This is a genomic window from Streptomyces sp. NPDC059003 (genome assembly GCF_042740445.1).
Lineage (GTDB): Bacteria > Actinomycetota > Actinomycetes > Streptomycetales > Streptomycetaceae > Streptomyces.
This window is the reverse complement of the sequence record NZ_JBHYJH010000106.1, coordinates 20,176-33,627: the sequence shown is the minus strand read 5'-3', so window position 1 is coordinate 33,627 and position 13,452 is coordinate 20,176. Positions and strand designations below refer to the sequence as shown.

Genomic DNA, 13,452 nt, shown 5'->3' with positions numbered 1-13,452 from the left:
CTTCGCCGACGCGATCAGCCGCCTGACCGCCCTGGGCGTCACCCGCTTCGTGGAGGTCGGCCCCGACGCCACCCTCACGGCCGCCGTCGAGGAGACGTGCGACACCGCGCTCGCCGTACCCGTGCTGCACCGCAAGCGGCCCGAAGCCGCCAGCGCCGTCACGGCCCTCGCACACCTGTGGGCGGCCGGCGTCGACGTGGACTGGACGGCGTTCTACGCCGGCACCGGCGCCCGCCCCACCGGCCTGCCCACCTACGCCTTCCAGCGGAAGCCGTACTGGCCCCGGCCGATGACGCGCAGGGCGGGCGACGTGGCCGCGGCCGGACTCGCCGACGCCGGTCACCCGCTGCTCGGCGCGGCGGTGGCGCTCGCCGGGGACGGGGGACAGCTGTTCACCGGCCGGATCGGCGTGCGCGACCTGCCGTGGCTGGCCGACCACGAGGTGATGGGCACCCTCCTGTTCCCGGGCACCGCCTTCCTGGAACTGGCGATGTGGGCCGCCGAGTCGGTCGGCTGCGACCGGGTCGAGGAGCTGACGCTGGCGGCCCCGCTGGTGCTGCCCGCTGATGGCGCGGTGCAGGTGCAGCTCGTGGTCGAGGGGCCGGACGAGTCCGGGCTGCACCCGCTGCGGATGCACGCCCGGCCCGACGGCGCCCCGGCGGACGTGCCGTGGACGCTGCACGCCACCGGAACCCTGGGCCACGGTCGTCCGGCGCCGTCGTACGACCTGGTCTCCTGGCCGCCGCCCGGGGCCGAGACCATCGACGTCACCGACTTCTACGAGATGTACCGGCAGAGCGGCTTCGCCTACGGTCCCTCCTTCCAGGGCCTGCGCCGGGCCTGGCGGGCCGGGGCCGACGTGTACGCCGAGATCGCCTTGGACCAGGCCCACGCGGCCGAGGCCGCCGGCTACCGGCTGCACCCGCCGCTGCTCGACGCGGCGCTCCAGGCGCTGACCTTCGTCGCGCTGGACGGCAGCGGACAGCAGCGGCTGCCGTTCTCCTGGTCCGGAGTGTCGCTGTTCGCCCCGGGCGCCGCGAGCCTGCGGGTACGGCTGTCGCAGGCCGGGCCCGACGCGCTGGCCCTGTCGATCGCCGACGGCTCCGGCGGGCCCGTCGCCGTGGTCGACTCCCTGGCGATGCGCCAGGTGTCGGCGACACACCTGCACGCGCCGCGCACCAGCTACCCGCAGGACCTGTTCCGCCTCGACTTCGTCCCGACGCCGCTGTCCGAGGAGAGCGCGTCCGGTACCCGGCAGTGGGCCGTGCTCGGCCCCGACGGCCTGGGGATCACGGACACGCTGGCAGCGCGCGCGGTCGCCGACCTGGACGGGCTCGGCGACGGGCCGGTCCCGGACGTGGTGCTGCTGCCCTGCCGGGGCGGCTCCGCGCGCACCCTCGCGGCCTCGCCCGGCGAGGCGGGGGCCTGGGAGGTACCCGCGGACACCCCGGCGGCCGGCGCCGACCGGATCGCGGCCGACACCCGGGCACTGACCCACCAGGTGCTGGAACTCATGCAGCGGTGGCTCGCGGACCACAGGTTCGCCTCGTCGCGGCTGGTGCTCGTCACCCGCGGCGCCGTCGCGGCCGGCGACCCGGCGGGCCCGAGCGACCCGGCCGCCGCCGCGGTGTGGGGCTTGGTGCGCTCCGCGCAGTCGGAGGAACCCGGCCGCTTCGTACTCGTCGACCTTGACGAGGCGGAGGAGTCCGCCCGGGCACTGCCCGGCATCCTCGCCTCCGACGAGCCGCAACTCGTCGTGCGGGACGGCCAGGTGAGCGCGGCACGCCTGACCCGGCCCGGCGCGGGCGGCACCCTGCTGCCGCCCGCCGGCACCGAGGCCTGGCGGCTGGACAGCACCGCACGCGGCAGCCTCGCCAACCTCACCCTGGCCGCGGACCCCGAGCCGCTGGAGCCGCTGGGCACCGGCCAGGTGCGGGTCGCGGTGCGCGCCGCAGGCCTGAACTTCCGCGACGTGCTGAACGCGCTGGACATGTACCCCGGCGACCCCGGCCCGATGGGCGTCGAAGGCGCCGGCGTCATCACCGAAGTCGGCCCGGACGTGACCGGGTTCGCGCCCGGCGACCGCGTCCTCGGCATGTTCGGCAAGGCGTTCGGCCCGGTCACCATCGCCGACCAGCGGATGATCGCCCGGATGCCGGACGACTGGACCTTCCGGCAGGCCGCCTCCGTCCCGGTGGTCTTCCTCACCGCGTACTACGCCCTCGTCGACCTGGCACAGGTGCGGCCCGGCGAGGCGGTGCTCGTGCACGCGGCCGCCGGCGGCGTCGGCATGGCCGCCGTGCAGCTCGCCCGGCACCTCGGCGCCGAGGTGTTCGGCACCGCGAGCCAGGCCAAGCAGGACGGCCTGCGCGCCCTCGGCCTCGACGACGACCACATCGCCTCCTCCCGTGACCTGGCCTTCGAGGAACGCTTCCGTGCGGCCGCCAAGGCCGGCCGGATGGACGTCGTGCTGAACTCGCTGGCCCGGGACCACATCGACGCCTCGCTGCGGCTGCTCGCCGCCGGCGGCCGGTTCGTGGAAATGGGCAAGACCGACATCCGGGAACCCGAGCAGGTCGCGCACCAGCACCCGGACGTCAGCTACCGGGCCTTCGACCTGATCGAGGCCGGACCCGGGCGCATCGGCGACATGCTCGCCGAGGTGCTCCGGCTCATCGAGACCGGCGCGCTGCGCCCACTGCCGGTGACGAGCTGGGACGTGCGACAGGCACCGGAGGCGTTCCGGTACATGAGCCAGGCCCGGCACATCGGCAAGGTGGTGCTCACCGTGCCGTCCCGGCCCGACCCGGACGGCACCGTGCTGGTCACCGGTGGCACCGGCGGCCTCGGCCGGTACGTCGCCCGGCACCTCGTCGAGCGGTACGGCGCACGCCACCTGCTGCTCACCAGCCGGCGCGGACCGGCGGCCGACGGCGCCGCCGACCTGGTCGCCGAGCTGGCGGAGCTGGGCGCCACGGCACGCGTCGAGGCGTGCGACACGGCGGACCGGGCGGCGCTCGAACGCACCCTGGCCACCATCCCCGCCGAGCACCCGCTCACGGCCGTCGTCCATGTCGCCGGCGTGGTCGACGACGGGGTCATCCCGTCCCTCACCCCGCAGCGCCTGGACACCACGCTGCGGCCCAAGGCCGACGCCGCGGTGAACCTCTACGAGCTGACGCAGCACGCGGACCTCGCGGCATTCGTCCTGTTCTCCGGCGCGGCCGGCACCTTCGGCGGTGCGGGGCAGGCCAACTACGCCGCGGCCAACGCCTTCCTGGACGAGTTCGCCCGCTGGGCCAGGCACCGCGGCGTGCCCGCCGTGTCGCTGGCCTGGGGCCCGTGGGTGGCCGACCGCGGGATGACCGGCCACCTGACGGAGACCGACTTCGCGCGGATGGAACAGGCCGGGCTGCGGCCCCTGACCGCGGAACAGGGACTCGCACTGCTCGACTTCGCGCTGTCCACCGGCTATGCGGCACTGCTGCCGATGCGGCTGGACACCTCACCGGGCGCCTTCGCGGCCGGTCCCGTACCGCCGCTGCTGCGCCTGCTCGCGGGCGCGGCGACACGCCGCACGGCGCCGGCCGCGCCCGCCGCGGAGGCGACCGCCTCCCTGGCGGACCGGCTGCGCGAACTGCCCGCCGCAGACCGGGCCGACCACCTGGTGGACCTGGTCTGCGGACAGGCGGCCGCGGTCCTCGGGCACGGCTCCGCCGAGGAGATCGAGGCCGAGCAGACCTTCAACGACCTGGGCTTCGACTCCCTCACCGCCATCGAGTTGCGCAACCGGCTCGGCACCATGTCCGGCACCAGGCTGTCCGCGACGCTGGTCTTCGACTACCCGACACCGGCCGCCCTCGCCGACCACCTGCTGACCGACCTGGTCCAGGACATCGGCGAGGACGCGGCGGCCGGCACGGCCGCGACGGCCACCGCCCCGCACGCGGTACTCGACGACATCGAGCGGCTGGAGCGCGCGCTGGACCGGCTGGCGGCCGACGGCGCACCGGACGACGCGGTGGGAGAGCGCCTGCAGGCACTCGCCGCGAAGTGGGCCGCGGCCACGGACGCGGGCGGCGGACCCGCGGACGACGACGGGACCGACGAACTGGAGTCGGCCACGGCCGACGAGCTGTTCAAAATGATCGACGGCGAACTTGGTGGGGCGTCTTGACCGAGAACCAGGCTGTGCGCGGCACCGACAGCGTCGAGCCGCAGAAGCTGCTCGACTACCTGAAGAAGGCCACCGGCGAGCTGCGCCAGGCGAACCGGCGGCTGCGGGAGATCGAGGCCGCGAACACCGAGCCGATCGCGATCGTCGGCATGAGCTGCCGACTGCCCGGCGACGTGCGCTCGCCGCACGACCTGTGGCGGCTCCTCGAACGAGGCGGCGACGGCATGTCCGCCTTCCCCGTCGACCGCGGCTGGGACCTGGAGCACCTCTACAGCCCCGACCCCACCCGGCCCGGCACGAGCTACGCCCGAGAAGGCGGATTCGTCCACGACGCGACCCAGTTCGACCCGGCCTTCTTCGGCATGAGCCCGCGTGAGGCACTGGCGATGGACCCGCAGCAGCGGCTGCTGCTCCAGGCGTCCTGGGAGGCCTTCGAGCACGCCGGCGTCGATCCCACCACCCTGAAGAACACCGACACCGGCGTCTTCGTCGGCGCGGCCTCCACCGGCTACGGCTCCCACCTCACCGAGCTGCCGCAGGGCGTCGAGGGCTACCTGCTCACCGGCAACTCCATGGCCGTCGCCTCCGGCCGCATCGCCTACACGCTGGGCCTGAAGGGCCCGGCGGTCACCGTGGACACGGCGTGCTCCTCCTCCCTGGTGGCACTGCACATGGCCGTCACCTCCCTGCGGTCGGGCGAGTGCTCGCTGGCGCTCGTCGGCGGGGTCACCGTGATGTCGACACCCGGCATGTTCCTGGAGTTCAGCCGCCAACAAGGCCTGGCGGCCGACGGCCGGTGCAAGGCCTTCTCCGACGACGCCGACGGCACCGGCTGGTCGGAGGGCGTCGGCCTGCTGGTCGTCAGCCGGCTCTCCGACGCCCGCCGCGCCGGCCACCGCATCCTCGCGGTGGTACGCGGCACCGCCGTCAACCAGGACGGCGCCTCCAACGGCCTCACCGTGCCGAACGGCCCCTCCCAGCAGCGCGTCATCCGCACCGCCCTGGCCAACGCCGGAATCACGGCGTCCGAGGTGGACGCGGTGGAGGCGCACGGCACCGGCACCACGCTGGGCGACCCGATCGAGGCACAGGCGCTGCTCGCGACGTACGGCCAGGACCGTCCCGATGACCGGCCGTTGTGGCTGGGCTCGGTGAAGTCGAACCTCGGGCACACCCAGGCCGCGGCCGGGGTCGCGGGCGTGATGAAGATGGTGCTCGCGCTGCGCCACGAACTGCTGCCCAGGACGCTGTACGCCCAGACGCCGTCGTCACACGTGGACTGGTCGGCGGGCGCCGTGGAACTGCTCACCCAGGCGCGCCAGTGGCCGCGCGGGGAACACCCGAGACGCGCCGGCGTCTCGTCCTTCGGCATCAGCGGTACGAACGCCCACGTCATCCTGGAGGAGGCTCCCGGCGAAACCGACCCCACCGAGGACGAACCGGCGGCTCCGGCGGTGCCGATGCCGCTCGTGCCCTGGACGCTGTCCACCAGGCAGCCCGAGACGCTGCCCAAGCTCGCGGCCCGGCTGCGCTCGTCACTGACCGCGCGCCCCGACACCCGGCCGACGGACATCGGCTACGCACTGGCCACCGGCCGTGCCGCCTTCGAACACCGCGCCGTGGTCCTGGCGACCGACGTGGACGCGGCGGGCGGCGCCCTGGAGGCCCTGACAGCCGGCGCCACCACCCCGCACGCCGTCCAGGGCACGGTACGCGGCGGAACCGGACGCTCCCGGGCACGGCTCGGGTTCGTGTTCTCCGGCCAGGGCGGCCAACGGGTCGGTATGGGCCGGGAGCTGGCCGAGACCTTCCCGGCGTTCGCGACCGCGCTGGACGAGGTGTGCGCGCACTTCGACCAGCTGCTCGACCGCCCGCTGCGAGAGGTGATGTTCACCGACGCCCAGGCACTGGGGCAGACCGGCTGGGCGCAGCCCGCGCTGTTCGCGCTCGAGGTGGCGCTGTTCCGGCTCCTGGAGTCGTGGGGCGTCACGCCCGACTACCTCGTCGGCCACTCCGTCGGCGAGTTCGCGGCCGCGCATGTGTCGGGTGTGCTGTCGCTGGCCGATGCCTGCGAACTGGTCGCCGCCCGCGCCCGGTTGATGCAGACGCTGCCCGAGGGCGGTGCCATGTGGGCAGTACGGGCCACCGTCGGCGAGGTCACCCCGCTGCTGGTCGATGGCGTGTCGGTGGCGGCGGTGAACGCACCGGCCCAAGTGGTGCTGTCGGGCGAGCGGGAGGCCGTCGAGACGGCGGCCGCCGGACTCACGGACCGCAAGGGCCGCCGACTGGAGACCAGCCACGCCTTCCACTCGCCCCTGATGGACCCCATGCTGGACGAGTTCGCCCGGCTGGCCGCGACAGTGACGTACGCACGCCCGCAGCTGCCGATCGTCTCCACACTCACCGGTGAGCCGGTGACCGAGTTCACCCCCTCGTACTGGACGGATCAGGCGCGGGGGACGGTTCGGTTCGCGGACGCGATCACGTGGATGCGGGCGCAGGGAGTGGCCCGCTTTGTGGAACTCGGCCCGGACACGAACCTGGTCGGCGCCATCGACGAGACGTGCGGAGACGGCGCACTCGCGGTGGCATTGCTGCGCCGGGACCGGCCGGAGCCGACCAGCGCGGTGACCGCACTGGCCCGGCTGTGGGTGGACGGCGGCCGGGTCGACTGGCAGGCCTTCTACGCCCGCACCGGCGCACAGATCACCGACCTGCCGACCTACCCCTTCGCCCGGGACCGCTACTGGATGCAGAACCCCGACGGGGCGCTACCCCGACGGCAGCGCGCGGAACGCACCCCTGAAGACAGCTTGCGGTACGAGGTCGCCTGGCGCCCGGTGGCCACCGACGAGGTGAGCGATGTGTCGGGCGGCTGGCTGCTGGTGGAGTTGGCTGAGGTGGCCGATCCGTGGGCGGATGCGTTGGCGCAGGCGTTGGTCTCGCGTGGTGCTCGGGTGGAGCGGTTGCGGTTGGCTGCTGGTGATCTGGACCGGGCGGGGCTGGCCGGGCGGTTGGCCGGGTTCGCGGACTGTGCTCGGGTGGTTTCCTTCCTGGGACAGGACGAACGGGATCACCCGGAGCACCCGGGCCTGGCATTCGGCCTCGCCGACACGGTCGCTTTGGTGCAGGCCCTGGGGGATGCGGGGCTGGATGCTCGGGTGTGGGCGGTGACGTCGGGTGCGGTGTCGGCGGTGCCCGGGGACGATGTGGTGCATCCGGTGCGTGCTGCCGTGTGGGGTCTGGGCCGGGTGGTGGCGTTGGAGGAGCCGGACCGTTGGGGTGGTCTGGTGGATGTGCCGGTGCGGGCCGGGGAGGATTCGCTGGGCCGGCTGGTCGAGGTGCTGGCCGGCGGGGCCGGCGGCGAGGACCAGGTGGCCGTTCGCCGGGGCGCCGTTCTCGGCCGACGACTGGTGCCGGCGGCCGCCGCGTCGGCTGCGGATGAAGAGGTGTGGTCGCCGTCGGGGACGGTGCTGATCACGGGTGGTACGGGTGCGTTGGGCGCGCGGGTTGCCCGCTGGGCGGTGCGGCGTGGTGCCGGGCATGTGGTGCTGGTGAGTCGGAGGGGCATGGCGGCCGAGGGTGCCGGTTTGCTGTGCGATGAGTTGCGGGCGCTGGGCGCGCGGGTGGATGTGGAGGCGTGTGACGTCGGCGCGCGGGCGGATGTGGAGGGGCTGTTCGGCCGGTATGAGGTGTCGGCGGTGGTGCATGCCGCGGGTGTGCTGGATGACGGGGTGGTCGAGGGTCTGACGGTCGATCGGCTGGCTGGGGTGTGGGGTGCCAAGGCTGGTGCGGCCTGGCACCTGCATCGCGCGCTGGGGGAGCGGGAGTTGGACGCGTTCGTCGTGTTCTCTTCTGCGGCTGGTGTGTGGGGTGGTGCGGGTCAGGGTTCGTATGCGGCGGCGAATGCGGCGTTGGATGCGTTGGTGGAGCATCGGCGGGCGCGGGGTCTGGTGGGCACGTCGGTGGCGTGGGGTCCGTGGGCTGAGGGGGGTATGGCGGCCGACGAGACGGTGCGCACCCGGCTCGGACGGGGCGGCGTGCGGCCGCTGGACCCCGAGGTTGCCGTCGACGTACTCGGTGTGGTTTCGGGTTGTGTGACGGTTGTTGATGTGGACTGGGGGCGGTTCGTTCCTGGGGTCACTGCGGTGCGTGGTAGCCGGTTGTGGGAGGAGGTGGCGCCGGGTGCGGCTGTGGCGGTTGAGCGTGTCGAGCCGGTGGGTGGTGGGCTGCGGAACCGCTTGACCGGACTGTCGGGGGCGGCTCGCCGGACGGCCCTGATGGAGGCGGTACGTGGCCAGGCCGCGGCCGTACTGGGCTTCACCGACGCGACCGCAGTGGACGTGTCCAAGCCCTTCCGCGAGCTCGGCTTTGACTCGCTGACCGCCGTCGAACTCCGCAACGGCCTCGTGGCCGAGACCGCCCTCACGCTCCCGTCGACGCTGGTGTACGACTACCCCTCCGTCGAGGCCCTGACTGAAGAACTGCTGACCCGGCTGTTCGGCGCGACCGAGGACGCCTCGGCAGCGACGGCGGTCACCGCGTCCCCGGCGGCCGTGGACGATCCGGTGGTCGTGGTGGGCATGGGCTGCCGTTTCCCCGGCGGCGTCGCCTCGCCCGAAGATATGTGGGAGCTGCTCGCCGACGGTGTGGACGCCGTGGGCGGCTTCCCCGCCGACCGCGGCTGGGACCACATCCAGGGCGCGGGTGCCGGATACGCCCGGGTGGGTGGCTTCGTCGAGGGAGCAACCGACTTCGATGCCGGGTTGTTCGGGATTTCGCCGCGTGAGGCGTTGGCGATGGATCCGCAGCAGCGGTTGCTCCTTGAGGTTGCCTGGGAGTCGTTGGAAAGTGCCGGTGTTGCTCCGCTGTCGTTGCGTGGGCAGCAGGTCGGGGTGTTTGCGGGGACCAATGGGCAGGATTATCCGGCGTTGTTGGCGTTGGCCGGTGAGTCGGGTGACGGTTATGCCGGAATCGGCAGTTCGGGCAGTGTGCTGTCGGGTCGGGTGTCGTATGCGCTGGGACTCGAAGGCCCGGCGGTGACGATCGATACGGCTTGTTCGTCGTCGCTGGTCGCGCTCCACCTTGCGGCTCAGGCCCTGCGGTCGTCTGAATGCGGCCTTGCCCTGGCTGGTGGTGTGACGGTGATGTCGACGCCGGGTGCGTTTGTGGAGTTCGACAGGCAGGGTGGTCTGGCTGGCGATGGCCGGTGCAAGGCGTTCTCCGACGACGCGGATGGCACGGGCTGGGGCGAGGGTGTGGGTGTGCTCGTCCTGGAACGGTTGTCAGATGCGCGGCGTAACGGGCATCGGGTCTTGGCAGTGGTGCGGGGCAGCGCGGTCAACCAGGACGGCGCGAGCAATGGGCTGACGGCGCCGAACGGCCCCTCGCAGCAGCGCGTCATCCGCACCGCACTGGCCAACGCCGGAATCGCGGCGTCCGAGGTGGACGTGGTGGAGGCGCACGGTACGGGTACGTCGCTGGGTGATCCGATCGAGGCGCAGGCGCTGCTGGCCACCTACGGCCAGGAGCGTCCCGATGACCGGCCGTTGTGGCTGGGTTCGGTGAAGTCGAACATCGGGCACACGCAGGCCGCCGCCGGTGTCGCGGGCGTGATGAAGATGATTCTCGCGATGCGGCACGGGAGTCTGCCGAAGACGCTGCATGCCGAGACGCCATCGACGCACGTGGACTGGTCGGCCGGTGCGGTGCGGCTGCTGGCCGAGGCGCGTGAGTGGCCGCGCGGCGAGCGGTTGCGGCGGGCCGGTGTGTCGTCCTTCGGTGTCAGCGGCACCAACGCCCACGTCATCTTGGAGGAGGTCCCGGCGGAAGAGCCTTTGGCGGAGCTAGAAGAGACGGGCACGGCCGAGGACGCGGCATCGGAGGTCGGTCTGCCGGTAGTGCCGTGGGTGGTCTCCGCCCGTTCCCGGGAGGGGGTGGCGGCGCAGGCCGCGCGGTTGGCGTCCGGGGTGAACGGGCTGGATGCGCTGGATGTGGGGCTGTCGTTGGCGACCACGCGTTCGGGTCTGGAGCAGCGGGTGGTCGTGCTGGGCGCGGACCTGGACGGGCTGCGTGGGCGGTTGGGCGCGGTGGCTGCTGGTGAGCGGGTGCCGGAGATCGTCTCAGGCACGGCCCACACCGGCCTGACGGGGTTTGTGTTCTCCGGTCAGGGTGGTCAGCGGGTCGGTATGGGCCGGGAGTTGGCGGAGACCTTCCCGGTGTTCGCGACCGCCCTCGACGAGGTGTGTGCGCACTTCGATCAGCTGTTGGACCGTCCGCTGCGGGAGGTGATGTCCGCCGACCCGGACGGGGTGTTGGACAACACCGGCTGGGCGCAGCCTGCGCTGTTCGCGGTTGAGGTGGCGCTGTTCCGGCTCCTGGAGTCGTGGGGTGTCACGCCCGACTATCTGGTCGGGCACTCGGTGGGTGAGTTGGCGGCTGCGCATGTGTCGGGTGTGTTGTCGCTGGCGGATGCCTGTGAACTGGTGGCTGCCCGGGCCAGGTTGATGCAGGAGCTGCCCGAGGGCGGCGCGATGTGGGCGGTACGGGCGACTGTCGATGAGGTCGCTCCGCTGCTGGTGGAGGGCGTGTCGGTGGCGGCGGTGAACGCCCCGGGCCAGGTGGTGGTCTCCGGTAAGCGCGAGGCCGTCGAGGCGGTAGCTGCTGCCCTGCCCGACCGCCAGGGGCGTTGGCTTGAGGTCAGTCACGCCTTCCACTCGGCGTTGATGGACCCGATGCTGTCGGGCTTCGGGGAGGCCGCGGCCGGAGTGTCGTACGGGCGTGCGTCGATACCGATCGTGTCCACGCTCACCGGCGAGCCGGTCGAGGAGTTCACCGCCACGTACTGGGCGGACCAGGTGCGGGGCACGGTCCGCTTCGCCGACGCGATCAGTCGCCTGACCGCCCTGGGCGTCACCCGCTTCGTGGAGGTCGGCCCGGACGCGAGCCTGGTCGGGGCGGTCGGTGAGACGTGCGAGGACGACGTCCTCGCGGTGCCGGTGCTGCACCGCAAGCGTGCCGAAGGGGTTACGGCTGTGACGGCCCTCGCACGCCTGTGGGCGGACGGCGGCCCGGTCGACTGGACGGCCTTCTACGCCCCGACCGGCGCCAGGACCGTCGACCTGCCCACCTACGCCTTCCAGCACGAACGCTACTGGCCGAGCCTGCGGCAGCAGACCGTCGCCGGCGCCGAAGCGGGCACCGACGCTTCGTTCTGGGACGCGGTCGAGCGCAGTGACGCCGATCTCTTCGCCGAGGAGTTCGGCGTCGATCTGAAGGCGCCCCTGGGGGAGACCCTGCCGGCGCTCTCGGCATGGCAACGCCGCCGCCGCGATCGTGCGGAGGCCGACAAACTGCGGTACGAGGTCACCTGGACGCCGCTCGGACCGTCCAACGGCACAGAGGTGTCGGGCGGCTGGCTGCTCGTGGAGCCCGAGGAGGCCGCCGGCGCGTGGGTGGACGCGATGGCTGCGGAGCTGGCCTCGCGCGGCGCACGGGTGAGCCGCCTACGGCTCGGCGCGGCGGATCTGGACAGGAAGGTGCTGGCAGGGCGGCTCGTGGAGTTCGCCGACTGCGGGACCGTGGTGTCGTTCCTCGGGCAGGACGAGCGGGACCACCCGGAGCACCCGGGCCTGGCGCTCGGCCTCGCCGGTACGGTCACGCTCGTCCAGGCCTTGGGGGATGCGGGGCTGGATGCTCGGGTGTGGGTGGTGACGTCGGGTGCGGTGTCGACCGGGTCCGGTGATCAGCTGACGCATCCGGTGCGTGCTGCCGTGTGGGGTCTGGGCCGGGTGGTGGCGTTGGAGGAGCCGGACCGTTGGGGTGGGCTGGTCGATGTGCCGGCCGAACCCACGGGCGGTTCGGTTGCGCGCTTGGCGGAGGCACTGGCCCGTGGCGTCGCCGGTGAGGACCAGCTCGCCGTACGCGGCGGGGCCGTCCTCGGGCGGCGATTGGCACACGCCCGGCCAAGTGATGCCGATGCGTGGTCGCCGTCGGGGACGGTGCTGATCACGGGTGGTACGGGTGCGTTGGGTGCGCGGGTGGCGCGGTGGGCGGTGCGGCGTGGTGCCGGGCATGTGGTGCTGGTGAGTCGGCGGGGCATGGCGGCCGAGGGTGCCGGTCTGCTGTGCGATGAGTTGCGGGCGCTGGGCGCGCGGGTGGATGTGGAGGCGTGTGACGTCGGTGTCCTTCAGGATGTGGAGGAGTTGTTGCGTCGCCATGAGGTGTCGGCGGTGGTGCATGCCGCGGGTGTGCTGGATGACGGGGTGGTCGAGGGTCTGACGGTCGATCGGCTGGCTGGGGTGTGGGGTGCCAAGGCTGGTGCGGCCTGGCACCTGCACCATGCGCTGGGGGAGCGGGAGTTGGACGCGTTCGTCGTGTTCTCTTCTGCGGCTGGTGTGTGGGGTGGTGCGGGTCAGGGTTCGTATGCGGCGGCGAATGCGGCGTTGGATGCGTTGGTGGAGCATCGGCGGGCGCGGGGTCTGGTGGGCACGTCGGTGGCGTGGGGTCCGTGGGCCGAGAGTGGCATGGCGGCCGATGAGACGGTGCGCACCCGGCTCGGACGGGGCGGCGTGCGGCCGCTGGACCCCGAGACCGCGGTCGGCATCCTCGGCTCCGCCTCGGGCTGCTTCGCCGTCGCCGACGTGGACTGGAGCCGCTTCGTGCCCAGTGTGACCGCGCTTCGGGCGAGCCGCCTGTGGGACGAGGTCGCACCACAGGGCACCACCACCGGTGAGCAGACCGGCGGGGCCGTCGGACTGCGGGACCGGCTCGCCGGCGTCGTCGGTGTCGCACGGCGCACCATGGTGACGGACGTCGTACGCGGTCAGGTCGCGGCCGTGCTGGGCTTCGCCGACGCGGCCGCGGTGGACGTGTCGAAGGCCTTCCGCGACCTTGGCTTCGACTCGCTGACCGCCGTCGAACTCCGCAACGCCCTGGCGGCCGAGACCGGCCTGAAGCTGCCGTCGACGCTCGTCTTCGACCATCCGACCCCGTTGGCTCTCGTCGAGTTCCTGCTGGGCCGGCTGCCCGACGCATCCCCGGATGAGGCCCGGGACACCGGCACCGAGCTGGACCGGCTCGAAGCCGCCCTGCTGGCCCTGTCGGCACAGGAGGTCGCGCGCCTGCGTGTCACGTGGCGCCTGCAACAACTGGTGAAACGACTGGACGGGACCTCGACCGACGACGGTGCCGCTGACATCTCGGCGAAGATCGAAGCCGCCACATCCGACGACATCTTCGACCTTATCGACAACGAGATCGGGACCCGGTGAGCT

General features: G+C 72.9%; 2 protein-coding genes. Both read left to right on the top strand.

What is annotated here, in order from left to right; all coding sequences use genetic code 11:
• Nucleotides 1-4,177: SDR family NAD(P)-dependent oxidoreductase (locus ACFWZ5_RS30190; RefSeq protein WP_384891583.1), on the top strand; the 4,177-nt coding region annotated here is incomplete at its 5' end.
• On the top strand, nucleotides 4,174-13,449 hold the full coding sequence (locus ACFWZ5_RS30185) for a type I polyketide synthase (protein ID WP_384891580.1): 9,276 nt from the start codon (nucleotides 4,174-4,176) through the stop codon (nucleotides 13,447-13,449). The genes ACFWZ5_RS30190 and ACFWZ5_RS30185, both read left to right, overlap by 4 nt.
• Nucleotides 13,450-13,452: the final 3 nt, after the last annotated feature.